Origin of the sequence: Nocardiopsis ansamitocini (genome assembly GCF_030268225.1) — a bacterium.
Classification (GTDB): domain Bacteria; phylum Actinomycetota; class Actinomycetes; order Streptosporangiales; family Streptosporangiaceae; genus Nocardiopsis_D; species Nocardiopsis_D ansamitocini.
In genome coordinates, this window is record NZ_BSQG01000004.1 from 339,800 (window position 1) to 364,559 (window position 24,760).

A 24,760-nucleotide genomic window follows, 5' to 3' on the forward strand; every position below is an offset into this window, starting at 1 on the left:
ATGGCCACCCTCGACCTACTCATGGGCGGCTTCGCCGCCGCGCTGACCCCGGCCAACCTGCTGTGGGCACTCATCGGCGTCACACTGGGCACCGCCGTGGGCGTGCTGCCCGGCCTCGGCTCGGCAATGGCCGTGGCCCTGCTGCTGCCGGTCACCTTCAAACTCGACCCCACCGGCGCGTTCATCATGTTCACCGCCGTCTACTACGGCGGCCTGTTCGGCGACTCCACCACGTCGATCCTGATGAACACCCCCGGCAACAGTTCAGCGATCGCCACCGCGATCGAGGGACACAAGATGGCGTTGAAGGGCCGCGCCTCCCAGGCACTGGCCACCTCCGCCATCGGGGCCTTCATCGGCGCCGTGACGTCCACCGCGATCGTGGCGTTCTTCTCCGGCGTGATCATCGACATCGCACTGCGCTTCGGGCCCGCCGAGTACTTCGCGCTCGCCGTGTTCGCGTTCCTGGCGACCTCGGCGGTGGTGTCGCAGTCGATGGTGCGCGGACTGATCGCGCTGTCCATCGGTCTGACCGTGGCCATGGTGGGCATCGACACCCAAAGCGGCGCCGCCCGGTTCACCTTGGGCGTGCCCTCGTTGTACGAGGGCGTCAGCATCGTCACCGTCACCGTGGGCCTGCTGGCGCTGGGCGAGGTCCTGCACGTGGCCTCGCGCATCCACCGTTCCACCGACCAGTCCAGGGAGGTCCTGCGCGGCACGGGAACCCCGTGGCTGAGCCTCGCGGACCTGCGCCGCGCACTGCCCGCGTGGCTGCGCGGCCTCGGCTTCGGCCTGCCCTTCGGCGCCATCCCCGCCGGAGGCTCGGAGATCCCGACGTTCCTGGCCTACGGCAGCGAGCGCAAACTGGCGAAGATGCGGGCCCGCCGGGGCAAGGGCCCCGACGAGTTCGGCGAGGGCGCCATCGAGGGCGTCGCCGCCCCCGAGTCAGCGGCCAGTGCAACGGCCGGAACGGCCATGGGCACCCTGCTGGGGTTGGGCCTGCCCACCTCCGCCACGGCCGCGATCATGCTGGCGGCCTTCCAGCAGTATGGGATGCAGCCCGGACCACTGCTGTTCGAACGTAACGGCGACCTGGTCTGGGCGCTCCTGGCCAGCCTCTTCATCGGCAGCGTGATGCTGCTGGTGCTGAACCTGCCCTTCGCGCCGTTGTGGGCCAAGCTGCTGTTGATCCCCAAGCGCTACCTCTACGCCGGGATCACCGTCTTCGCGGTCCTCGGCGTGTACGCGGCCGCCTACTCCATGGCCGATCTGTGGTTGCTCATCCTCTTGGGCCTGCTGGGCTTCATGATGCGCCGCTACGAGATCCCGGTGGCCCCCGTCCTCATCGCGGTGATCCTGGGCCCCCTCGCGGAGACCGAGTTGCGCCGCGCCCTGGCCGTGGGCCAGGGAGACGTGGGGGTGCTCTTCGCGGGACCGATCACGTTGGGCATCTACACGGTGATCCTGCTGGCCGTGGCGTTCGTCGGAGTGGCCAGGGCCCGGTCGCGGACCCGCGCCCGCAAGGAGGAGACGGCCCCCTCAGGCACCGTCCCCCGCTGACCATCCCGGACCCTTTGCCGGAGAACCCCCTCGGTCTCTCCGGCAAAGGGCGCCCGGCCCCGCTTACCGAACCGTCCCGGTGCGGAGGCCGGGCAGGGCCCGTTCTCCCTGTTGAAGCGGGGGGAACGGGCCCGCTCTACGCGGTGGTGCACGGCACGTGCACCACCGCTCTCCCCTCCCACCGGTTGCGCAGGAGGAGAACCGCCGAGCGGTCGGCCGGCCCCCTGGTCCGACCGACCGCGGTTCAACGGCGCGCCGTTCCCGCCTTCTTCGGCGGGAGCGGGAAGAACCCGCTGGTCCGGCGCGCGTAGTCGGCCCAGCCGGGCCGATCGCGCATGTGCGCTTCCAGGATTCGCTGACCCGACCCCTTGGTGAGCAACAGGGTCATGACGACAGGGGCGTAGATCGTGAGAACGCCGGGCCACGCCTCGGCCGCCACCAGGAAGATTCCCCACCACACGCAGGCGTCGCCGAAGTAGTTGGGGTGACGTGTCCACGACCACAGACCGCGGTCCATGATCGCGCCCTTGTTGCGGGGGTCGGCCTTGAAACGCGCCAGTTGGGCGTCGCCCACGGCCTCGAAGAGCAGCCCGATCGCCCACACCGTGACGCCCACCAGCGCCAGAAGGCCCAACGGACGCTGGCTGTAGCCCGCTACCTGCACGGGCATGGAGATCGCCAGCAGGATGGCGCCCTGGAGCAGATAGATGGAGCGCACCGCGTAGGCGGTGCGGTTCCCCGGCGCTTTGGAGAGCAGTCTGGCGTAGCGCGGGTCCTCGCCCTTTCCCGCGGAGCGGCGGCCGATGTGCAGGGCCAGGCGCAGCCCCCACACGACCGTCAGGGCGCACACGAGCCAGGTGCGGGCCGCGTCACCCTGTCCGATGGACAACAGCGCCGTGGCCAGGGCCACCACCGCGAATCCGATGCCCCATGCGACGTCGATGACGCTGTGCCGCCCCACCCGCATGGCCACGGCGAACGTCGCCACCAGCACAGCGGCCACCGCGACGACGCTGACCATGAAGTTGACGCCCAGGGCCGCCCAGTCGAAGTCCACGGGGGTCACCGGACCGGGGTGAAGTCACGCAGGGCCGGCAGGCCGCTGCGGCCGTCCCCGGTGGGACGTACCGCCAGGATCTGGTCCACGCCCATGCGGTTCTCCTCGAAGGCCAGGCCGCCCCCCACGAGGTAGAGGCGCCACACTCGCGCCATCTCCTCGCCGACCAGCGCCACGACCTCCGCGTAGCGTTCCTCGAAGGTCGCGTACCATGCGTCCACGGTGCGTACGTAGTGCTCGCGCAACCCGTGGACGTCGCGCACCTCCAGGCCGGCCTCCTCGATGAGCGCCACCGTCTCCCCCAAGGGACGCATGTGCATGTCGGGGGCGATGTAGCTCTCGATGAAGGGGCCACCGCCGGGGTAGTCGCCGCGCCGTCGCGACATCTGCTGCACCAGGACGCGACCCTGCGGACGCACCAGCGCGTACAGCCGTTGGGCGAACACGGGGTAGTTGCGCTTGCCCACGTGCTCGCCCATCTCGATGGCCGAGACCGCGTCGAAGGGCCCGTCGTCGATGTCGCGGTAGTCCTGGCGGCGGACCTCGACGAGGTCGGTGAGTCCGCGCTGGGCGACCTGCTTGCGCACGTGCTCCAACTGCTCCGCCGACAGCGTCACCGCCGTCACCCGGGCTCCCCAGTGCTCGGCTGCGCGCAGGGTCAGCGAACCCCAACCGCAGCCCACGTCGAGCAGGTGGGTTCCCGGGCCCAGGCCCAGCTTGCGGCAGACCAGGTCGAGCTTGTCGTTCTGGGCGTCGGCCAGGGTGTACCCCGGGTCGTCGCTGGTCCAGTAGGCGCAGGAGTAGGCCATGGAGTCGTCCATGAACAGCGCGTACAGGTCGTTGGAGAGGTCGTAGTGGTGGGAGATGGCCGCGGCGTCGCGGTCGGGGGTGTTGACCCCGCCCGACAGGCGTGCCTCCGACACCGGAACCGGCGGCGGGGTTCCCACCGCGCCGACCGCGAGGGCGACCCGGACTGCCGACGCCGCCTCAAGGGGGGTGAGGCGTCGGGTGCCGTGTTCGCGGACGCTGGCCCACAGCCGGCGGAAACCGTCGGCGAGGTCGCCCTCGACATCGAGGTCACCGCTGATGTAGGCGCGGGCGAAGCCCAGTTCACCGGGTGAGGCGATGACGCGGCGCAGGGCCGCGCGGTCGCGTAGCACGAGGACGGGCGCGTCGGCGGGGCCGGCCTCGCTGCCGTCCCAGGCGCGCAGTCTCACCGGCAGCACCCCGTTGAAGTAGGCGCGCGCCAACGGCTCGATGAAGTGCGCGACGCCTCGCGGGCCTGTGCCCTCGGGACGAATCGGTGCATGCGGTGTCATTAGCGGCCACGCTCCAGGATCAGCTGTTCGACGTCGATGAGACCGGATCTGAATCCGGCCTCGGAATAGGCGAGGTAGAACTCCCACATGCGCTGGAACACCGGGTCGAAACCGAGTTCCTGGATGTCGTCGGCGCCGGCACTGAAACGCTCGCGCCACAGGCGCAGCGTCTCGGCGTAGTCGATGCCGAAGGCGTGCCGGTCGACCATGCGCAGCGCGGTGCGGGCGGCGGTCTGCTCCTCGATGGCACGCACCGAGGGGATCAGTCCGCCGGGGAAGATGTACTTGTGGATCCACGTGTAACTGGTGCGCGACGCACGCATCGCCTCGTGGCCCATCGTGATCGCCTGGAGGCCGACCCGGCCGCCCGGACGGGTCAAACGGTCCAGGGTGGTGAAGTAGACCGGCCAGTACCGCTCCCCCACTGCCTCGATCATCTCCACGCTGACCACCGCGTCGTAGCTGCCGCGTACGTCGCGGTAGTCGCACAGTTCGACCTCCACCCGGTCGGCCACGCCGGCACGTCGGGCACGCTGCAGGGCGAGGTCGCGCTGTTGTGACGACAGTGTCACCGAGCGCACCCGGGCGCCGCGTTGAGCGGCTCGGATGGCCAGTTCTCCCCAGCCGGTACCGATCTCCAGCAGCTCGGTGCCCGCGCCCACCGAGGTCAGGTCCAGCAGCCGGTCGATCTTGCGGTGCTGGGCACCGGGCAGGGACTCCTGGGTGGCGGCTCCCTGGAACAGGGCCGAGGAATAGGTCATCGTCTCGTCCAGGAACCGGGAGAACAGCTCGTTGGAGAGGTCGTAGTGGCGGTGAATATTGCTGCGCGCGCCCTTCTTGGTGTTGCGCTCCGAGCGGGGCTGGAGCGGCATCGCCAGGGTGCGCAGCTTCTGTAGCGGCCGTGGGATCAGGTCGAAGTAGGAGGCGGCGAACACCTGGAGCAGCGCCGGGAGGTCGGAGGCGTCCCACTCCCCTGCCATGTAGGACTCGCCGAAACCGATGAGACCGTTGACGGAGAGCCGGCGGCAGAACGCGTCGGGGTGGTGCAGTCGCAACACCGGTGCTGCGGCGTCTCCCGCGCCGCGCATCGCGGGGTCGGGGCACTCCACTCGGATCGGCAGCCGCGACAGCGCCCGGACGACGAGTGCGCGCGCGATGGGGGCGCGCACCACGGCCGTGGGAGCGTGGGCGACGTCGGGCCAACGCTTGGCATCGATGCTCGGTGGGGGCTGGATGAGGGTCATGATCGTCTAGTTCCTTGCTTTTCCGCACGCTGTTGATCGTCTGGGGTCGCTACCCCTGAGGGCGGCCTCGGCATGATCGGAAGGCCGCGGAGGAAGAGCTTGATGCCCTGGATGCGAATGCGCGCCGCCCCGACGAGGGGGGTCACCGGATGGCGCAGCGCCAGGGCGAGGAGGGCGGGCAGCGTCGCGGCGCGGCGCCTGCCCCGCACGCTGGCGGTGAAGGGGGCCGTACCGGGGCGGTGCAGGGTGATAGTCAGGGCCAGGCGATCGCCCGGTTCGGGCAGGCTGAGGCGGTAGTGGCCGTCGACCGGGTTGAAGGGCGACACGTAGAACGTCTTGGCGACGTCGGCCCGCCCCTGGTCGTCCACCTGGAGCAGGTAGCGGTGACGCTGGCCGTAGGTGTTGTGCACCTCGGCGACCACTCGACAGAGCGCGCCGTCGGCCTGGTAGCACCAGTAGACGGTGAGCGGGTTGAACACGTGGCCCAGTACCCGGGCGTGGCACAGCATCACGACCCGTCCCCCGGTGAGGTCCACGCCTTGGTCGTACAGGTAGGAGTCGATGTCGGTGCGCAGGTCGGCGGCCGGTACGGTGCCGTGGTCCCGAGCGTCGAACCGCGCGAGCCAGCGCAGGCCGAACGGCAGCCGCGGCGGATGGTCGAGATCGACCAGCCAGTAGTAACCGCCGTAGTCGAAGGAGTTGGCCACGGGTTCGGTGCGCACGTGGCGGACGGTCGCCTCGTAGAGTGCGGCGCCCGGGGCCAGGGGGCGGCGCGGGGCGTGGTCGGTGGTCACCACTGCGCTCCCAGCGCGGCGGCTGCCTCGACACCGGATCGGCAGCCGTCCTCGTGGAAGCCCCAGCCGTGGTGGGCGCCGGCGTAGGCAAGGACGCCGTCGTTGAGGTCGGGCAGGAGACGCTGGGCGGCAACCGACTCCGGCGTGTAGACGGGGTGCTCGTAGGTCATCTCGGCGATGACGGAGTCGGGGTTGACGGTGTCGCCGGCGTTGAGGCTGACCACGTAATCGCGCTGGGCGTCGAGACTCTGCAGACGGTTCATGTGGTAGCTGACCTGGGTGTGTGCGCTGTCGGGTGCGCACGAGGACAGGCGGTGGTTCCAGGAGGCCCGCAGGTGGCTCTGGGCGGGGAGTCGGGTGGCGTCGGTGTGCAGGACGGTGCGGTTGCGGGAGTAGTCGAAGGCACCCAGCACGCTGCGCTCGGCATCCGTGGCGTCGGGCCGCATCCGCAGTGCCTGGTCGGCGTGGGTGGCGATGACGGCTCCGTCGAAAGCGTCCTGTCCGCGTTCGGTGCGCAGGAGCACTCCGCCGTCTCCCGGACGTTCGACGGCATGCACGTGGGTGCCGAGCCGAACAGAGGTGAGCTCTTTGACCACGCGTTCGACGTACTCCCGGGAGCCTCCCTCGACGGTGCGCCACTGCGGGGAGCCGAAGACGGAGAGCATCCCGTGGTTGGCCAGGAAGGAGAAGAGATAGCGGGCCGGGTAGTCCAGGGCGGTCCCGGTCGGGCAGGACCACACCGCGGAGACCAACGGCAGCAGGAAGTGCGCGACGAAGTAGTCGGAGTGGCCGCGGTCGCGGACGAACGCGCCGAGCGTGGGGCCGGCCGAGGTGTCCTCGGCAGCGAGCAGGGCGCGGGCCGCGCGGTGGAAACGCGGGATCTCGGCGAGCATGCGCAGGTAACCGGGGCGGGTGATGATCTGGGGGTTGGGCAGCAGACCGCGCAGGCCACGCGCTCCGGCGTAGACCAGTCCGCATCCCGCACAGGTCACCGACAGGCTCATCTCGGTGTCGCGTGTGGTGACGCCGAGCTCGCGAAACAGTCGGGTCAACAGCGGGTAGGTGGCGTTGTTGTGCACGATGAAACCGGAGTCGACGGGAACGAGGCGCCCGTCGGGCTCCGCCACTTCGTGCGTGTGGGCGTGGCCGCCGGGCCGGTTGTCGGCCTCGAACAGGGTGACCTCGACGCCGGACCTCTGGAGGACATAGGCGGCGCTGAGCCCCGCCACGCCGCTTCCCACGACCGCCACTCGCCTCTGCGTCATCGCGCTCCCTCGAAGATCCGTGTGCTCTCAACGGATGATTCGGGGCAGGCTGGGGCACGGATTGGTCTTTTTTGCAAAATTTTTCACGGAAAGTGTTTTGCTGACCAACCGATTCGGAGCACACCTGCACCTTTACGTCGTAGATTCGTTCACGACGCATCGGCGGCGGAAAAACATGCGGGGCCGGGGAGAGTTCTCCTTCTCCCCGGCCCCGCGCAACGCGTGCGGTCGATCAGCCCTCGAAGTCCATCGCCATGATCGGCGAGCTGGTGGGCTGATCCGAGCCGCCCTCCGGCTCGATGGTCACGGCCACCCCGTTCGCCTCGTCCAGACCGGAGGCGAGCAACGGCTGCGGAATGCCGTCGGAACCGATCGGGACGACACCGCCGGAGCGCATGGCGCCGTCGGGGTCGGCCAGCCACAGCTGGTAGTCCTTGCCCTCCAGCGGAGCGAGTCCGCTGGCGGTGAAGACCAGACCCCCCGCGCTCTCGGAGGCGACAACGGTGGCGTGGACCCCGTCGCCGGCGTCGCCGGAGACATAGGTGGCGTCGGAGGCCGCCAGCACCTGGGCGATCGCCTGATCGTGCTGGCGGGCCTGGTCGAGTTGGATCTGCTGGTTGACGGCCACTCCCCCAAGGGCCAGGGCCAGCACCAGACAGGCGGCGAGCGCCAAGAAGGACCATCGTCGGCCCCACCCCCCGGCCGGCGAGGAAAGCTGGATCGGCGCCGGTGCCAACTGCCGCGTGCGCGAGACCTCCGAGAGCACTCGCTCCCGCATGGCGGGCGGCGGCGTCAGAGCTGCGGCTGCGCCCAGCAGGGCGGTGGTCTCACTGAGACCGCGGACTTCTTGAACGCAGGATTCGCACTGGAGGAGGTGCCCCTCGAAGCGATGCAGCTCGTCGCCGCCCAACGCGTTGAGCGCGTAGGCGCCGGCCAGCGTGTGCAGATCCTGGCGGAGCTTTCTGCTCACCACTCCACCCCCAGGCAGTCGCGCAACCGGATGAGTCCGTCGCGCATCCGAGTCTTGATGGTGCCCAACGGCACCGAAAGAAGATGGGCCACATCACGATAGGTGTAGCCGCCGTAATAAGCGAGTTTGACCGACTGGCGCTGGATGTCGGTCAACGTGTCCAGACATCGGCGCACGCGTTCGCGCTCCAACCGATCGGTGGCCTCCTCTTCGACCTCGTCGTAGGGGAGGGTGGCCTCGGCCGCGGCCGCACGCGCCTCGCGGTCGGTGGACGCCTGCTCGGATCGGACGCGGTCGACGGCGCGGCGGTGCGCCAGCGTCATGATCCACGCCGAAGGGCTGCCCCGGTGCGGGTCGTAGCGGCACGCGGTGCGCCACACCTCGACCAGTACCTCCTGGGCGACCTCCTCGGACTGGGCCGGATCGCGCAAGACCCTGCGCACCAGCCCGTAGACCTGCGGGGTGACCTGGTCGTAGACGGCCTCGAAGGCGCGCTCGTCACCGCGGGCGACTCGGCTGAGGAGCTCGACGAGATCGGGCGCCTGGGGTGCAGCTTCCGCCGGCCCCGGCCCGGGCCACCTCTGTGGGGACTCCTGGTTCATCGTTCTCTTTTCACACGGGGGGACCGGGCGGACCCGGGCGGGCCGCAGGGCCCGCCCGGGGTCAGTCAGCGATGCGCGAGGACTAGCTCGGCATCAGGACCTTGTCGATGATGTAGACGGTGGCGTTCGAGGTCTGGACGTTACCGCACACGACCTTGGCGTCGCCGTTCACGGTGTAGTCCTCGCCGGAGCCCTCGGTGGTGACCTTCTTGCCCTCAAGGGAGGTGAAGTCGCCCTTCTCCAGGTCGGCGGGGGTCTGACGGCCCTCGACGACATGGTAGGTCAGAACCTCGGTCAGCTTCTCCTTGTCGGCCAGGAGCGCGTCCAGGTCCTCCTTGGGGATGGCCTCGAAGGCGGCGTTGGCCGGCGCGAAGACGGTGATGTCCTCGGCGCCGTTCAGGGTGTCGCCCAGGTCGGCCTCGCCCACCGCGGTGACCAGCGTGGACAGCTCGGGGTTGTTGGAGGCGGCGGTGGCCACCGGGTCCTGGGCCATGCCCTCGAAGCTGCCCGGGCCGTCGGCGGGGACGTCGGCACAGGCCGGACCGAACTCGCCCGACGCCATGGAGGTGCCGCCGGTCTCCGCAGGGGAGGACTGGGTGGCGTCGGGGGTGGCCTGGGCGGCGTCGTCGCCTTCGTCCATCGTGCCACCGCCGCAGGCGGTGAGGCCAAGGGCGAGGGCGGCGGCAGCGGAAGCGACGAAGATGCTACGAGTGCTCATTGTGGTCAATCCTTTACTTTGTGTGACTAACTGTGGATGCAAAGGCCGCGTCAGCAGCCTGTTTCTCGGGTCAGGTCACTCGACCATGACCTGTACCGAATGCCACCCCGATGCCCCGTTGGGGATCGGATCGGCGCGTTCGGAGGTCTGTGTGTAACCGCTGGCGTCGGTGGCCCGGACCTGGAGGGTGTGGCGACCGGGTTCGGCCTCCCACTCCCAGATCCACTGACGCCAGGTGTCGATGCCGGGGACCTCGGCGAGTTCCGCCTCGCTCCACTCCCCCTCGTCGGCCCGGACCTCGACCGCCTCGATGCCCGTGTGCTGGGCCCAGGCGACTCCGGCGACCGCGACGTTGCCGGCGGGAAGGCGTTCGAGAGAGCCGGGGACGTCGATGCGCGACATGGTCTTGATCGGCGCCTTGACCGCCCAGCCTCGCTGGGCCCAGTACGCCTCGTCGTCGCCGAAGCGGGTCAGTTTGATGTCGGTGACCCACTTGGTGGCACTGACGAAGCCGTAGAGCCCGGGCACCACCATGCGTACCGGAAAACCGTGTTCCAGCGGGAGCGGCTCGCCGTCCATGGCGAAGGCCAGGAGCGCGTCGCGGCCGTCCATGACGGTCTCGGTGGGCGTACCGCACGTCCACCCGTCCTGGGAGGTGCTGAAGATCTGGTCGGCCCCCGACTGGACACCGGCCTCGGCGAGCAGGTCGCGCAGGCTCACCCCGAGCCAACGGGAGTTGCCCACCAGGTCCCCGCCGACGGTGTTGGACACGCACGTCAGCGTGATGTCGGATTCGACGACCGTGCGGCGGAGCAGGGTGTCGAAGTCGATCTCGATGGGGCGGTCCACCATTCCGTGGATGCGCAGGGTCCAGGTGTCGGGTGCCACGCTGGGAACGGTGAGGGCGGTGTCGATCCGGTAGAAGTCCCGGTTGGGCGTGCTGAACGGCGCCAGCCCGGGAACCTTCATGTCCACCCCCGCCGGAAGCGGGGGCAGCGGGGAGGCCGGAGCGGGCAGCTTCAGGGCGGCCCTGTCGCTGCCCACCGCAGAGGACCGCGCCATGAGCTGCCCCACGAAACCCGTCCCCGCCGCCCCTACGAGGACACCGGCCGAGGCCAGCGTGAAACGTCGGGTCGGTGAGCGTTTGGCGTCGGGCAGGGGCGGCGCGGGAGAGGACTGGTCGGCCGTTGCCTGACCGTCCGGGATGACCGGTTCGGTCCCCTTCCCGGCGCCCGCCTCCATACCCTGCGACCGCGGAAGGGGGGCCAACCGCAGCAGCAGGCCCAGTACGACCATCGCGGCCAAGGCCCCGACGACTACCGGGAGAACAGTGAGCAACTGGGGGTTGCGCCCCACCAGACCGGCGAGCGCCCCCAGGACCGCGAAGGCGGCGACGCCGAGGTAACCCACGATCGGGCGGCGCAGTGCGAGAAAACCGAGAGCGACGGCGAAGAGGGCGAGTACCGCGAAGATCCCGACGATCAACACGATCTTGTCGTAGACGCCGAACGTCGCGATCGCGAACTCCTTGACCGGAGCCGGGCTGTAGTCGACGGCGGCGTCGCCCACGACCACGATCGCGCTGTTCTGCCCCACCAGGGCGGCGACGAGTTCGGCAACCCCGAGGGCGGCCCCGGTGACGGCGACTCCGAGGAGTGCACCGAGAAGCACCCTCTTGGGGGTGCCGACGCCCTCAGGCGTGCTCTGGGTGTCTCTCTTGGTGCTCACAGTGGTTATTCGGGGTGGGTGGGCACAGGGATTGGTGGATTCTGAGATTTTTTTCGAGATCCGCCAAACACTCTTTTGACCAGCGAAAACGCCGCCCACCCGCCGGTCGGGCGGGTGGGCGGCGGTGGTGGCGGGGTCAGACGTGGTCGCGGGGAATGGCGGTGGTGTAGTCCCGGGCGAACACGCGCTCGTCGCCCTCGAAGGCGTCCAGGGTCGCGTGCAGGCGGAACTCGGTGGGGGTGGAGGTCAGAACGGTTCGGGTAAGGGTTCTGGCACTCCAGTCGCCCCGGGAGAAGCCCATGGTCCACACGGTCTCGCCCCGCACCGAGTCGAAGTCGTCGCCGACCCAGCCGTAGTGCTCCTCCGAGCGGCGCTCCACCTCCAGGTCGATGTCCTCGAAGCGGACGGTCCCCAGATCCTTGACGACATCGAGCGACGCACCGTAGTCCACCAGGTCGCGCGAGACGCCCCAGCGCTGTTCACCCGGCAGCAGCTGAGTGGTGCTGATGGGCTCGGTGCCCTCCGGCTCGTCGAAGGGCACCGGGGCGACGTCGTCGTCGGCCGCGGTCGCCCGGGTCGGCAGGGACAGTGCGGTGGACTCGCCCAAAAAGACCCGCATGAGTACCGGCTCGGGCGGGGGCCAGGCCAGCGGCCAGTACGACGTCGAGATCGAGACGCGCATACGGTGACCGGCAGGGAAGGCGTGGGCGACCCCGTTGAGCGGCACCGAGACCCGGTAGCGGCGCCCCGGCTCCAGTTCTCTGGGCTCTTCGTGCCCCTCGGCGTGGGTGAGGTTGAGCAGACCGTAGCTGACCCGGGTCGCCTTGCCGTCGGGCGAGACGTCGGAGAGCCGTACCGCGACCATCGCCACGGGCCGGTTCACCGCCAGTTCCAGGTCCAGCGCGGGTGCGCCGAGGATCTCGTGCGGCTCGGCCAGGGGCTCGCTGTCGAAGACCATGGAGCCACCGTCCTCCTCGCGCTGGTCGTAGGGCAGGTCCGGCGGGGCGTTGTAGGAGCACCACTTGCCCGCGAACTGCCCCACCGACAGTGGGGACTGCACGGTGCGCTCCGCGGGGACGACCTCCTGCTCGGGCTCGGCCAGGACCCCCGCCCCCAGCAGGCGCCGCTCGGTGCTCACGTGCGGGGAGGGCCAGGACGGCTCGCCCACCCAGCGGCCCGGACGCTCCTCGTACGCGGTGGAGGGCGGCATGCTGTCCTGCATCCAGCTGCGCAGCATCGGCTCGTCCATGATGGCGTTGTCCTCGTCCTTGAGCCAGCGGTCCCACCAGCGCACCGCCTGCTGGAGGAATCCGATTGCGGGCCCGGGCTGGCCGAGGTGGGGGTACTTGTGCGACCACGGGCCGATCAGCCCGAGCCGGGGGACATCCAGTCCTTCCATCAGCCGGAAGACGGAGTTGGAGTAGCCGTCGGCCCAGCCGCTGACCGCCATGACCGGGATCTGGATCGCGGAGAGGTCCTCGCAGACCGATCCGTGCTTCCAGTAGTCGTCCCGACGCTGGTGGCGCAGCCAGGTGTCCAGCCACAGTCCGCTGCCGTCCAGCCGCTCGTGCCACATCTCGCGCCACTTCTCCCCCACCACGGCCGGGTCGGGCGGGCAGGAGTTGTAGGCGAACATCGTGGAGGCCCACGAGAGGTTGTCGCCCAGCAGGCAGCCGCCCATGTAGTGGACGTCGTCGGCGTAGCGGTCGTCGGTGGAGGAGGCGGTGATGATCGCGCGCAGGCTCTCGGGCTTGCGCGCGGCGACCTGGAGGGCGTTGAACCCGCCCCAGGAGATGCCCATCATCCCGGTCCGGCCGTCGCACCAGGGCTGTTCGGCGAGCCAGGCCAGGACCTCCTCGGCGTCGACGAGTTCCTGTTCCAGGTACTCGTCGGCCAGCACTCCTTCGGAATTGCCGCTGCCGCGCAGGTCCACCCGGGCACAGGCGTACCCGTGCCCGGCCATGTAGGGGTGGTGCACGGAGTCGCGCTGAGCGGTGAGGTCGCGTTGGCGGTAGGGGATGAACTCCAGGATCGCGGGCACCGGGTCGCCGTCGGAACCGGTGGGGCGCCAGATCCTGGCGGCGAGCCGGGTCCCGTCCTTGAGCGGAATCCACACGTGCTCGTCCTCGCGTACCGCGCTGGGCAGTGACGTCACCGTTCGCATGGTCCTCCTTTGCCTCTCTTCTCTGCGTGTGTTCGCCCCGACACCGGGATGCGGGCCGCCCCGGCCGTAGCCGGGGCGGCCCGCACGGCTCCGGTCAGCGGGGAGCGTCGATCTGGAAGGGCAGCGCCTCGACGCACGACTCGTACGTGCGGTTCAGCTCGGCCTGGTCGGCCGCACCGATGAAGACCTGGGCCAGCTCGTAGCTGTAGCTGTCCTGGGAGGGCAGGTCCGACAGGTTCTCCCCCTCGTGGGCGACGACCTTGATCGTGGTACCCGGATGATCGGCCTCAATGCGTGCGACCTCGTCGGCGGTGGGCACCCGCGAGACGAAGCCGTCCTCGAAGTGGCGCAGGAAGCACTTGCCGGCGACCGCGTACTCACCGCCTCCGTGGGTGAGTTCGGGTTCCTGCCCCAGTGCCAGACGCACCACGCACTCGTGGTTGGGCATGCCGTCGACGAACTCGAAGAGCTTGGCGTGGGACTGGGAGTGGCGCGGGTTGACCTCCAGGAGGGTGATCCGGCCGCTCTCGGAGTCGACGAAGTACTCGATGTTGAAGGTCACCGAGTCCAGGCCCAGGCGGGCGATGACGCGCCGGGAGATCTCGGCGAGGTGGTCGGTGACGTCCTCGGGCAGGCTGGAGGGGTACTGATAGCGCTGGAAGCTGGACGTACCGGGATAGCACTCGGAGTCGATGACCCCGTAGACGCGGACCTCTCCCTTGTATACGTAGCCCTCGACGGTGACCTGGTCACCGGTGGCCTCCTCCTCGGCCAGGCAGGCCGAGCCACCGGCCTGGGTCACCTTGGCCGGCATCTCCACCTGGTTCATGACGAACTCGAAGGGCTCGCCGACGCGACCCGCACCCTCGTGCACCTCGGCCAGCGCCTCGCGGAACTCGGTGTCGTTGGTCACCCGGAAGGCCAGTTCGGAGGAGAACGCCTTCACCGGCTTGAGCCACAGCGGGTAGTCGAGGTCGTTGGGCTTGCCCTTCGTCCCGGGCTCGATCTCGGCGAAGCCGGGGATCTCGGTGATGACCTCGCGCTGCTCCAGACGGCTCCAGTACTTGTGCTCGCACTTGACCACCGCTTCCAGGGGGGAGGCGGGCAGCCCGTAGCGCTGGCACAGGATGGGGACCATCGAGCTGACGGGGAAGTCCCAGTAGCCGATGATGGCGTCGATGGACCCGTCGAAGGAGTCCAGCCGCTCCTGGGCCTGCGCCAGCAGGGCGGGGATGTCGATGTCCTCGCTGTTCTGAAGCTTTTCCAGGTCCAGCAGGGGGTGAAAACGGTAGTCCGTGAAGTGCGGGAGGGCATTGAGGGTCTCGTGGTTGTGCTCGTCCAGACCTAAGACAAAAATGTTTTCCGACATGGGGGGCCTCTCATGCAGTTGTTGATTTGTCCAACGTCCCCCCAGCGGCTATCCCAAATGGAACGTTTCACTCATTTCACCGAGTCAAGCTCTTCGTTTGTGCAGCTCAGCGCGGAAGCATCGATCGTCGGTGCAGTTCGGACGGTTGACTCCCGCGGACGAGTCCGGGGTGGGGGACGGCGACGTCCCCCACCCCGGCATCCGTGTCGACGGTTTTGGCCGTCACCCTTGGCGGCGGACACGGATCCTTCGCAGCCCCGCCGCCAACGCCGTCCCGTAGACGAGATGGGCCACGAGCAGCGTGGTCGCCCGCCTCGGGTCGTCACGGTGTGCGGGGGGCTGGGCGCCCACCGCCGGGACCCATCCCTCGTACGCCGCCGCCCAGACCGCCAGGGCGTAGGCCGCGCCGGTGAACGGGCGCGGAGGGCGGTTCCCGGTGAACGCACCGAACACGGCTCCCGCCGCCGCGCCGAAGCCGAGGTGGGCGAGAAAGGCTGCGGGGTTCTCCCCTGCCCGGGGGCGGTTCCGACTGCCCTTGGGGAGGAAGACCCGCACCAGGAGTTTGGGGGGCTGACGGCTGATGCTGTTCCCGGACAGCCCCGATTTCATCACGGCACTCATCGGCAGCGTCGCCATCACGCCTGCCACGGCCCCCTGGGCGCTGGCCCTCACCACTCCCATGCTCCGCTCTCCTTTGCGCTGCGCGGGCGTGGGCACTGGTTGCCGGCCTCGCGACGGAGGGGCTACCGAGATCATCACCGGGCAAACCCTGGGGTAAGGCGCCGGTGCAGCCGTTTGCCCGGTGACCGGTTCGGTAGCCGTCCGGCGCCGGTGGCCGCCGCTCGGCCATCGTCCACTTGTCGTGAACCGGCCGATCGGAGACCACCATGCGCGCCGTCATCGTGAACTGCACGCTCACGTCCGCTCACGCCCCCTCCACCACCGAAGCGCTGGCCGAGGTGGTCGCACGTGAAATGCGGGCCGCGGGAGTGGAGGTGGAGTGGGTGCCTGCGGTGGACCGGGCAACACGCCCCGGTGTGGAGAGCGATCTGGGCGAGGGCGACGGGTGGCCGCCGATCCGCGCCCGGTTGTTGTCCTCGGAGATCCTGGTCATGGCCTCCCCGACCTGGCGGGGGCGTCCCTCGTCCGCCGCCCAGCGGGTGTTGGAGCGGATGGGCGCCCTTCTCTCGGAGACCGTCGAGGACGGCACACCGGTGGCCTGCGGCCGGGTGGCCGGCGTGGTGGTCACCGGGAACGAGGGCGGCGCCCACCACGTGATCAGTGAGATCGCCGGAGGGCTGGTGGACGTCGGGTACACGGTCCCGGGCCAGGCGTGGGTCTATTGGAACGCCGGCCCGGGGGCAGGTCCCTCCTATTGCGAGACCGCGCACGGCCACGATTGGGCCGACCACACCGCCCGGACCATGGCGCACAACCTGGTGGCCGCGGCGACCGCACTGTCGGCAGGGCCTGCCCGTCCCGCCGCAGTCGTGAGGACGTTGCGGGCGGGCCGGTTTCGACGGCTCACCCGGCGGGTGTCTCCCCCGGAGCGGGGTACTGGTTGAAACGCCGGCTCGCCCGGTCGTTGAGCGCGGTGAGCAGGCGTGCTCCCCACCGGTCCGCTCTGGGGCCGGCTTCCAGTCCGCTGACGGCGCCCTCTCCACCTGGGCGCGGAAGCATCCGATGGACCGCACGCAGGACCCCCTGGGTCGCCGCGGGGGCAACGCCGTGCGCGACGAGGGCGGTACGCGCCAGCGGGGTGAGCACGAGGTGGTGGCGTCCCGACCGGATGGCCGCCACGGTGCGCCGGGCCGCGCGTTTGGCGTCCGTCGACAGCACGGGCAGGCCGGCTGCCACGGCGAACCAGGCGTACTCCGCACCGGGGTTCCCGGCGAAGGAGGCACGGCGGTGCGAACCGGTGCGCATCAGGCCGGGCACGACGGTGAGCACGCGGATGCCCTCCGCCGCGAGTTCGGCGTCGAGTCCTTCGGAGAGGGCGACCTGGGCCGACTTCGCACAGGCGTAGGGCAGCAGGTGCGGCGGGCTCACCACGCCGCCCACCGAGGTGATGGTGACCAGCGTTCCCCCGTGACGCAGGTGCGGGCGGGCCGCCTGGGCCACGTGCAACGACGCCCAGAACATCGTGCGCATGGCGTTGTCGAAGTCGTCGATGTCCACTGCGTCGAGCGGCGCCGCCTGGATGACGCCGGCATTGTTGACCACGATGTCGAGCTGTCCGAAATGTGCGGCGGCCTCGGCAACGGCAGCGCGTGCCTGGTCGGGGTCGCGCACGTCGCAGGGAAGCCCCAGTGCGCGCGTCCCGCGCACCTCCAGGTCCCGGACCGCCCTCTTCAGTTCGTTCTCGTCGCGGGCGCACACCGCAACCCGGCATCCCTGTGCCCCGAGTTCGCGGGCCAACAGGAGTCCCAGCCCGCGCGAGCCACCCGTCACCAGGACGACTTTGCCGCGCAGATCGGTCATGCGGTACGCCTTCACGAGCGCGGCCGCCGCTACCGCCGCGGCGCCCACCGCCACTGTCGTCATCCGCATAGCGTTCCCGTCTTCTCTCACGTGTGGTCTCAAGGGGTGCCCATCCGGGGAGCGGGCCGTTGCACGGTTTCGCCTCGCCCGTCGAAGAGGGAGGCGGGGCCGACCCCGCACCGGTCGGTCTCGCCGCTTCGGCCCGCGGGCCACCGGCTCACCGGAAGCGGCCGTTGTCGCGTGCGATGGTCGTGTCCGTCCCGATCGGGCAGGGGCGGCTCAGGCCGACGTGTCGGATGCGGGCGCCCGGCAGGAACGGGGCGGTCGTCCGCGCACCGTTGCGGTCGCCTACGCGGCCGTTTCCTCGCCGGCGCTCGCCCCGGCCAGCGCGGGCTCTTCCAGCGTCTCGTCCCCGTTCTTGCCGATCCACGTGCCGGCGGGGATCGTCATCGGCGACGACCAGTACTCCTGTGCACCGTCGTCGGTGCGCACCAGGTAGGTGTAGGAGCCGCCACCGGCATGCCACGCGTCCACGACGGAGGCGGTTCCCGTGGCAAAGGTGCGCGAGGCGCGCTCCGCGGCGCCGTGCACCCTGGTGCCGCGTCTGTAGGGGTGCTGCGGAAACGGATCGATCATGCTCTCTCTCCCGATGGTGCGGTTCGATCAGTACGCGCCTCGACCTGGCCGTGTTGAGGCATCGTCATGGGTGGAGGCGGACTTCCCCCTAACCGGATTTGGCGCCTCGAATCATCGACGGGGCCGTTTCTCCGGGCGACGGGGCGACGACAACTGCCACCCATCCCACTTTTGCCTAATGTGACCTGCAAAGACTTCGCCCTTGACCGTCGAAGTCCACGGCACGGGATGCCCGGTGGATCGGGCGATCGCGATGCTGTTCGCCCGTTCCGGGCCCGCAGAACGCGGTGCAGGCGGTGACGGGCCGCTTCGCGGAGCGCGCGGCTCGCAGACCGATCCCCCGGCGGAGGCGGCCCTCATCCCGTCCCCCGATGCGTCGGGGACGGAAGAATTACCGGGCCGGCAGGGCCACATCCCTTTAGGGAGCGGGCTTCTCCACGAAGCCGGGCCAACGTGCCCGAGGTTACGCCAAAGGACTGTGACCAGGGGATTACTCGTGGGGGGAGCGTGCGTTGCACGCGGAGTGTCCCCTTCTTGGGGCTCTTCCGCGCCCAGCCGCTCGGCCCATCGGCGCAAATTTCCTTGTCTGTTCTGTGGCTCGTTCACTGTGCCCTTTGGAGTGTCCTGTGTCTTTGACCAGCCTGCGCCTGCGTCTTCCGGTCACCCGCACCACGCGGGGAAACGCCCGCGCCGATCCCGGTGTCCCCACACGATCGGTGGCCCTGCTCGTGTTCGTCCTCGGGCTGCTCTCGGCCACGAGCTCGTTGGCCACCGACCTCTACCTGCCGGCGTTTCCCGACATCGCCGAGGACCTTGGTGCCACCGAGCCCCAGGTGCAACTGACGCTGACCGCGATCATGATCGGCCTTGCCCTGGGTCAGCTCGTGATCGGTCCCATGAGCGACCGCTGGGGGCGGCGCTGGCCGCTGCTCGTTGGGGTCTCCGCCTTCACCGTGTCGTCACTGGCCTGTGCCTTCGCACCCACCGCGGAATCGTTGAGCGTTCTGCGATTCCTCCAAGGGCTGGCGGGTGCGGCCGGGGCGGTGATCTCGCGTGCGGTGGTGCGCGACACCTTCGAGGGCGAGGACGGCGCACGGTTCTTGTCCCGCCTGGTGCTGCTGGTCGGCCTGGCCCCGATGCTGGGTCCGGTCCTGGGCGGCCAACTGCTGCTACTGGGTTCGTGGCGGCTGATCTTCGTGGTGCTGGCGGTCGCCGGCCTGGTGAGCCTGTTCCTCGTCTTCTTCGCGATGCCCGAGAGCCTTCCGCGCGAGAAGCGCACGCACGGCCAGCAGGGCTCGACCCTGCGGGTCTTCGCCCGTCTGCTGACCTCCCCGGGCTTCATCGGACCGGCACTGACCATGGCGCTCAGCTTCGCCATGACCTTCACCTACATCTCGGCGTTCTCCTTCGTCTCCCAGGACGAGCTGGGCGCCACCCCACAGCAGTTCAGCATCATCTTCGGCGTCAACTCCCTGGGAATGGTCCTGGGGAACCAGTTCAACGCCGCGCTCATCGGCCGGGTGGACACCCCGCGCCGACTCCTGGCGGGGCTGCTGGGCAGCATCGCAGCGGTGCTGGGCCTGGCCGCGATCACCCTTACCGGGCAGGCGAGCATGGTCACCGTCACGGCCGTGCTGTTCGTGATGATGTTCTGCACCGGCCTGGTCTCCCCCAATGCCACAAGCCTGGCCATCGCCAGCCAGCCGGCATCGGTGGCAGGGGCCGGCTCCGCCCTTCTGGGAACCCTTCAGTTCGCCATCGGCGGCGGGTTGGCCGCCACGGCGGGCCACGGCGAAGGGTCGAGCATGTTCAGCATGACGGCGGTCATGCTGGCCACCGCGGTGGGCGCGGCAGTCGTCTTCGTCACGCTCGCCGGGTTCAGCGCTCCGCTGCGCGTGGTGCGGCGCGCCGCACTGGCCGCGCGCCTCGTCGCCGGGCAGGACCAGCGTCAGCGCATGACCGCGACGCTGAGCGGGTTGGACCTGCGGGCCCGCGACGTCCTACAGCGTTGCCACGCCGGCTACGAGGTGGTTCCCTACGTGGGCGCCTTGGGCGCGGGGCAGCGCTACGGTCTAGACGGCGAACTCTTCCCGGTGCCGGTGGAAGGCGTCGGCGCGTGGGACCTCCCCGCCGTGCGGACGCCAGGCGACACGCTGGCCGACGTCGACAGCAACATGCTGGAACTGCGGCGCGCGTGAGCGGGAGGCGACGCGCCCTCAGCCGGCGCCGACCGCGGAGTCGGCGGCCGGCTCCACCGAGAAGTGCAGTTCGCCGTGCTCGGCGTCGACGCGGACCCGGTCCCCGGGATGGATCTCGCCGCTGAGCAGCTTGGCGGAGAGCCGGTTGCCGACGGTGCGCTGGATCGTCCGGGCCAGTGGCCGTGCGCCGAACTCCGGCTGGTGGCCGTTCTCGGCGATCCAGTGCACGGCGGCGTCGCTGAACACGATGGCGACGTCCTGGACGCTGAGGCGGTGTTCGACGTCGGTGAGCAGCATCCGGGTGATTCGCACCAACTGCTCCTCCCCCAGCGGGGAGAAGACGATGATCTCGTCGATGCGGTTGAGGAACTCCGGGCGAAACTCCTCGCGCAGTCGGCGCATGACGCGTTGACGGGGTTCGTCCCCCGAACCGCTCTCCCCGAGGAAACCGATGGGGCCGCTGCCCGTGACGAGGTCGGAACCGAGGTTGCTGGTCATGATGACCACGACGTTGCGGAAGTCCACCGTGCGGCCCTGCCCGTCGGTGAGCCTGCCGTCGTCGAGCAGTTGGAGCAGCAGGTTGAAGACGTCGGCGTGCGCCTTCTCGATCTCGTCGAGCAGCAGCACGGCGTAGGGGGTGCGCCGGACCGCCTCGGTCAATTCGCCGGCCTGCTCGTAGCCGACGTATCCGGGCGGCGCCCCCACCAGGCGGCTGGCGGTATGGCGCTCCTGGAACTCGCTCATGTCGAAGCGGACCATACGGTCCTGGGAGCCGAACAGGGCTTCTGCCAGGGCACGTGCCAGCTCGGTCTTCCCCACCCCGGTGGGCCCCAGGAACAGGAAACTGCCGATGGGCCGGTCGGGCGAGGCCAGGCCCGCCCGGGAACGGCGCACCGCTTCGGCAACCGCCTCGACGGCCTCGTCCTGGCCGATCACCCGCGTGTGCAGGCGCTCCTCCAGTCGGGTGAGCCGATCACGGTCCTCCTGGGTGAGCTGGGCGACGGGGATGCCCGTGGAACGGGAGACCACGTCGGCGACGTCAAAAACCCCGACCTCGGGTACGCCGGTGGGCCCCTCTGAGCGGGCCTGGCTGATCTTCTCCCTGGTGCGGGCGATCTCGTCGCGGGCCTGTGAGGCGCGCTCGTAGTCCTCGTCACGGACCGCCTGCTCCTTGCGGGTTTCCAGGCCCCGCAGCTCCTGCTCCAGCTCACGCAGGTCCACGCTCGGGGTCTTGGTGCGCAACCGCACCCGGGCTCCGGCCTGGTCAACCAGGTCGATGGCCTTGTCGGGCAGGTAGCGGTCAAAGACGTAGCGGTCGGAGAGCCTGGCCGCGGCCACCAGGCTCTCGTCGCTGAAGCGCACCTGATGGTGGGCCTCGTAGCGGTCGGCCAGGCCCCGCAGGATCTCGATGGTGTCCTCGACGCTGGGCTCGGGAACGAGGATGGGCTGGAAACGGCGCTCCAGCGCCGCGTCCTTCTCGATGTTCTGGCGGTACTCCTCGATGGTCGTGGCGCCGATGACGTGCAGTTCACCGCGGGCCAGCGCCGGTTTGAGCATGTTGCCGGCGCTCACCGCGCCCTCCGCACCGCCCGCACCCACCAGGGTGTGCATCTCGTCGATGAACACCAGGAGTTTGGTGGCGTTGTCGCGGATCTCGGTGATGAGGCCGCGCAGCCTCTCCTCGAAATCGCCACGGTAGCGGGTACCGGCGACGATGCCGGCAAGGTCGAGTTGGACGAGGCGGCGGCCGTGCAGGGTCTCGGGCACCTGGCCGTCGACGATGCGCTGGGCGATGCCCTCCACGATCGCGGTCTTGCCCACTCCGGGGTCCCCGATGAGGACGGGGTTGTTCTTGCGCCGCCGGGCCAGGACCTCGATGGTCTGTTCGACCTCCTCGTCGCGCCCCACCACGGGATCGAGACGGCCGTCGGCCGCCAGCGCCGTCATGTCGGTGCCGTACTCGTCGAGCGTGGGGGTGGAACTGTCGCCTTGCGCGGGCCCGCCCGCCTCGGTGTTGGGCACGGCGCCCGCAGCCGCGCGCAGTGCGTCGGGAGTGACTCCGGCTCCGCCCAGGATCCGGCCGGTCGGGGAATCCTCGTTGGCGGCCAGGGCGAGCAGCAGGTGCTCAGGGGCGATGTAGGGCCAGCCGAGCGCCCGGGCGACCTGGTGGGCGTCGAGCAGGGTGCGCTTGGCCGCAGGGGTCAGCACGGGGGTGGGCGAAGGGGTGTGCGGAGCGCGTTCGGCCTCGGTCGCGGCCGACTGGGCGAGTTGCTGGGGGTCGGCCCCGGTGCGGGTGACGAGCGCCCGGGCCGGCTCGTGGCGCAGCAGCGCCCACAGCAGGTGGGCGGCGTCCAGGTCGGTGTGGTCGGCCTGGCTGGCGCGGCCGATGGCCTCGGCGACTATCTGCCGAGCGGGCTCGTCCATCAACCGGGACAGGTCCACCCGCCGGGTCGGCCCGCTGGGGCCTCCCCTGCCGAAGAACCGGGCCAGGAACTCCTCGTAGGCCCCTTGGTCGAACTCTCCGCCGGCCGGAAAATCGTGCGTCATCGTCGGCTGCCCTTCGTCGGTGCCATTACGACTTGGCAGCCCGTTGGCACCGATGTCCGGCCACGGGCAGCCGAGCCCGACGGGTCCGGCTACCCGTCCTGTCCGATCACAACCCCGTCCCGGCTGCCCGCCACTGGCGGGAAACCGGGGCCCGGTCAGTTCCCTCGAACGGTGTCGGCGGGCTCTTCCCGGTCCGCGAGATCGCCGGCGCGGGCGCGCAGGCGCGCCCGTTGGGGCACGACCGTGTACTTGGGGTCGGCCGCCGAAGCGGTTCCCGCGCAGAAGACACCGAAGCGCGTGCAGGCGGAACCGGCCAGGAGCGCAGCCCCTGACAACGCGGCGGCCAGGCGGCTGCGGCCGCCCAGGAGCACGGCGCCGGTCGCGCCGGCCACGGTCAGCGTCGTGGCGGCCTTCATGAGCCGTCCCGCCCTGCCTCGGTCGTAGGTCTGCGCGGCCAGCCCCATCCGGGCGCGCATGCGGTAAAGCGCCAGCGTCTCCAGTACCGCTCCGGCCACCGCCGCCCGTCGGGCCGACAACGCCTGGGCCATCGGCGCCGCGAGCATTCCGGCACCCCCTGCGGCTGCGGCCGCCGATCCGACGAAGACAAAAGGCATCTCACGGTAACCGTCGTGCCAGGCGGGCACAGCGGTGTCGCAGATGAGCGGCGCGGTGTAGGCGGCCACCGCTGCCCCGCCCAGGGCCGCCGCCAGGGTGGCCGCGGTGCCGGCCCTGGGCAGGAGGCCGGTGAGGTCGCTGATCGCGGCGGCGCCCGCCAGCGGACCGTAGCCGGCCAGCAGCCACGACCCCACGCTCATGGGGGACGTCGGTTTGAAGACCCGCAGCATGTTGACGAATCGTGCGGGGCGCCCCAGGTCGTGGACCAGGGCGACGACCGAGCCGGAGATGGCGGCCAGCGCGGTGAGTTTCATCGCCGTGGCCAGTGCCGGGCGGCCCGTCACGTGGGCACCGGCGGCGAGTCCGGAGGACGCGCCGGCCAGACCGCCCAGGAACAGGTATCCGGCGATGTCGGATTCGGCCCAAGGGACCTGGTTGAGGACAGGCTTTCCGTAGTAGGAACCGAACTCCGCGTCGGGGACCATGAGCTGCTCGCCCCGTCGGCGACGGCGTCGGCCGGGGCGGGTTGCGCCGGTCAGGGCGTCGCGGTCCGGGCGCGCGCCGGTGATTCCGTCTTTGGTGACGTCGGAGGTGCTCATCGTCGCCTCCCCGCGAAGGCCAGCGCCACTCCGGCCAGGAGGGCGGCCGCGGCCACGCCGGCGTGGCGCCACATCGACGCCAGGTCTCGGGTGGTCACGACGGGGTCGGGTGGCAGCCCGTAGACCTCCGGTTCGTCCAGGAGCAGGAAGAAGGCGCCGGTGCCGTCCACACCGTCGTGCGGATCGCGTCCGTACAGGCGCGCCGAGGTGATACCGGCCTCCTGTAGGCGCTCCACCCGGGCGTCGGCGCGCTGGCGCAACTCGTCGAGGTCGCCGTACTGGATGGAGTCGGTGGGGCAGGCCTTGGCGCACGCCGGCTCCATGCCCGCGCCGAGACGGTCGTAGCACATCGTGCACTTCCAGGCGCGCCCGTCGCCCTCGCGCTTGTCGATGACCCCGTAGGGGCAGGCCGGCACGCAGTAGCCGCAGCCGTTGCAGATGTCCTGCTGGACGACAACGGTGTCGAACTCGGTGCGAAACAGGGCACCGGTGGGGCATACGTCCAGGCAGGCGGCACTGGTGCAGTGCTTGCAGACGTCGGAGGACATCAACCAGCGGAACTCGCCCCGTTCCTCGGGTCCGGTGTCGGCGCCGGGTGGTCGCGGCAGGGGCATCCCCAGGTCGACGGTCGTCGTGGTGCGCCCGACCCCGGTCTCCTGGCCCCCCAGTGGCTGCCGCTGCTCGATGAAGGCGACGTGGCGCCAGGTGTCGGCGCCCAGTCCCCCGCTGTTGTCGTAGGACATGGCGGTGAAGTCCAGGCCGTCCTCGGGGACGGCGTTCCACTCCTTGCAGGCGACCTCGCACGCCTTGCATCCGATGCACACGCTGGTGTCGGTGAAGAAACCCTTGCGCGAGGGTTCGCCCCCGGTGCGCGGTTGTTCGTCGAGGGTCATG

Annotated in this window: 20 protein-coding genes; 3 read left to right on the plus strand and 17 right to left on the minus strand. The window is 70.1% G+C overall.

Features of this window, described 5'->3' with window-relative positions:
• The gene (locus QSJ59_RS14045; protein WP_285759975.1) at window positions 1–1,560 is read left to right on the plus strand and encodes a tripartite tricarboxylate transporter permease; all 1,560 of its coding nucleotides are present in this window, start codon (window positions 1–3) and stop codon (window positions 1,558–1,560) included.
• A gap of 244 nt (window positions 1,561–1,804) precedes the next feature.
• On the opposite strand, the gene QSJ59_RS14050 is transcribed toward QSJ59_RS14045, so the two are convergent.
• From QSJ59_RS14050 to QSJ59_RS14105, 12 genes are all read right to left on the minus strand, one after another.
• Window positions 1,805–2,581, minus strand: coding sequence for a DUF1295 domain-containing protein (locus QSJ59_RS14050; protein WP_285760164.1), 777 nt, complete (start codon window positions 2,579–2,581; stop codon window positions 1,805–1,807).
• A gap of 41 nt (window positions 2,582–2,622) precedes the next feature.
• Window positions 2,623–3,936: an SAM-dependent methyltransferase gene (locus QSJ59_RS14055; protein ID WP_285759976.1), complete on the minus strand. Its 1,314-nt coding sequence runs from the start codon at window positions 3,934–3,936 to the stop codon at window positions 2,623–2,625.
• Window positions 3,936–5,180: an SAM-dependent methyltransferase gene (locus QSJ59_RS14060; protein WP_285759977.1), complete on the minus strand. Its 1,245-nt coding sequence runs from the start codon at window positions 5,178–5,180 to the stop codon at window positions 3,936–3,938. The genes QSJ59_RS14055 and QSJ59_RS14060 overlap by 1 nt, the downstream gene beginning before the upstream one ends.
• A complete protein-coding gene (locus QSJ59_RS14065) occupies window positions 5,177–5,974 on the minus strand; it encodes a DUF1365 domain-containing protein (protein ID WP_285759978.1) in 798 nt (265 codons plus the stop codon). Before QSJ59_RS14065 ends, QSJ59_RS14060 begins: the two co-directional genes overlap by 4 nt.
• Window positions 5,971–7,239, minus strand: coding sequence for an NAD(P)/FAD-dependent oxidoreductase (locus QSJ59_RS14070; RefSeq protein ID WP_285759979.1), 1,269 nt, complete (start codon window positions 7,237–7,239; stop codon window positions 5,971–5,973). The genes QSJ59_RS14065 and QSJ59_RS14070 overlap by 4 nt, the downstream gene beginning before the upstream one ends.
• 232 nt (window positions 7,240–7,471) lie before the next feature.
• Complete coding sequence (locus QSJ59_RS14075) at window positions 7,472–8,209, minus strand: anti-sigma factor (protein ID WP_285759980.1); 738 nt, start codon at window positions 8,207–8,209, stop codon at window positions 7,472–7,474.
• Window positions 8,206–8,811, minus strand: a complete 606-nt coding sequence (locus tag QSJ59_RS14080; protein ID WP_285759981.1) for a sigma-70 family RNA polymerase sigma factor — start codon at window positions 8,809–8,811, stop codon at window positions 8,206–8,208. Before QSJ59_RS14080 ends, QSJ59_RS14075 begins: the two co-directional genes overlap by 4 nt.
• Before the next feature lie 82 nt (window positions 8,812–8,893).
• Entirely contained in the window at window positions 8,894–9,529 is a 636-nt protein-coding gene (locus QSJ59_RS14085; RefSeq protein WP_285759982.1) for a fasciclin domain-containing protein, read from the minus strand.
• A 75-nt stretch (window positions 9,530–9,604) separates the two neighbouring features.
• Entirely contained in the window at window positions 9,605–11,257 is a 1,653-nt protein-coding gene (locus tag QSJ59_RS14090) for a molybdopterin-dependent oxidoreductase (RefSeq protein ID WP_285759983.1), read from the minus strand.
• Window positions 11,258–11,393: 136 nt separating this feature from the next.
• Window positions 11,394–13,421 (minus strand): CocE/NonD family hydrolase, encoded by a 2,028-nt coding sequence (locus QSJ59_RS14095; protein ID WP_285759984.1) that lies wholly within the window; start codon window positions 13,419–13,421, stop codon window positions 11,394–11,396.
• A 94-nt stretch (window positions 13,422–13,515) separates the two neighbouring features.
• Window positions 13,516–14,790, minus strand: a complete 1,275-nt coding sequence (locus QSJ59_RS14100) for an ATP-grasp domain-containing protein (RefSeq protein WP_285759985.1) — start codon at window positions 14,788–14,790, stop codon at window positions 13,516–13,518.
• Between the two features lie 222 nt (window positions 14,791–15,012).
• Entirely contained in the window at window positions 15,013–15,471 is a 459-nt protein-coding gene (locus QSJ59_RS14105) for a hypothetical protein (RefSeq protein ID WP_285759986.1), read from the minus strand.
• A 206-nt stretch (window positions 15,472–15,677) separates the two neighbouring features.
• On the opposite strand from QSJ59_RS14105, the gene QSJ59_RS14110 reads away from it, so the two are divergent.
• Window positions 15,678–16,355, plus strand: coding sequence for a flavodoxin family protein (locus QSJ59_RS14110; RefSeq protein WP_285759987.1), 678 nt, complete (start codon window positions 15,678–15,680; stop codon window positions 16,353–16,355).
• Here the strand turns inward: QSJ59_RS14110 and QSJ59_RS14115 are convergent.
• Window positions 16,315–17,334: an SDR family NAD(P)-dependent oxidoreductase gene (locus QSJ59_RS14115; protein WP_285759988.1), complete on the minus strand. Its 1,020-nt coding sequence runs from the start codon at window positions 17,332–17,334 to the stop codon at window positions 16,315–16,317. The genes QSJ59_RS14110 and QSJ59_RS14115 overlap by 41 nt on opposite strands.
• Before the next feature lie 285 nt (window positions 17,335–17,619).
• On the minus strand, window positions 17,620–17,907 hold the full coding sequence (locus QSJ59_RS14120) for a hypothetical protein (protein WP_285759989.1): 288 nt from the start codon (window positions 17,905–17,907) through the stop codon (window positions 17,620–17,622).
• Between the two features lie 626 nt (window positions 17,908–18,533).
• On the opposite strand from QSJ59_RS14120, the gene QSJ59_RS14125 reads away from it, so the two are divergent.
• Window positions 18,534–20,105 carry a multidrug effflux MFS transporter gene (locus QSJ59_RS14125; RefSeq protein WP_432707479.1) on the plus strand — a complete coding sequence of 524 codons (1,572 nt, stop codon included), beginning with the start codon at window positions 18,534–18,536 and terminating at the stop codon, window positions 20,103–20,105.
• An 18-nt stretch (window positions 20,106–20,123) separates the two neighbouring features.
• Here QSJ59_RS14125 and QSJ59_RS14130 read toward each other — a convergent pair whose 3' ends face one another.
• From QSJ59_RS14130 to QSJ59_RS14140, 3 genes are all read right to left on the minus strand, one after another.
• A complete protein-coding gene (locus QSJ59_RS14130) occupies window positions 20,124–22,652 on the minus strand; it encodes an ATP-dependent Clp protease ATP-binding subunit (protein ID WP_285759990.1) in 2,529 nt (842 codons plus the stop codon).
• 155 nt (window positions 22,653–22,807) lie between these two features.
• Entirely contained in the window at window positions 22,808–23,866 is a 1,059-nt protein-coding gene (nrfD, locus tag QSJ59_RS14135) for an NrfD/PsrC family molybdoenzyme membrane anchor subunit (RefSeq protein WP_285759991.1), read from the minus strand.
• Complete coding sequence (locus tag QSJ59_RS14140; RefSeq protein ID WP_285759992.1) at window positions 23,863–24,759, minus strand: 4Fe-4S dicluster domain-containing protein; 897 nt, start codon at window positions 24,757–24,759, stop codon at window positions 23,863–23,865. Before QSJ59_RS14140 ends, nrfD begins: the two co-directional genes overlap by 4 nt.
• Between the last annotated feature and the right edge of the window lies 1 nt (window position 24,760).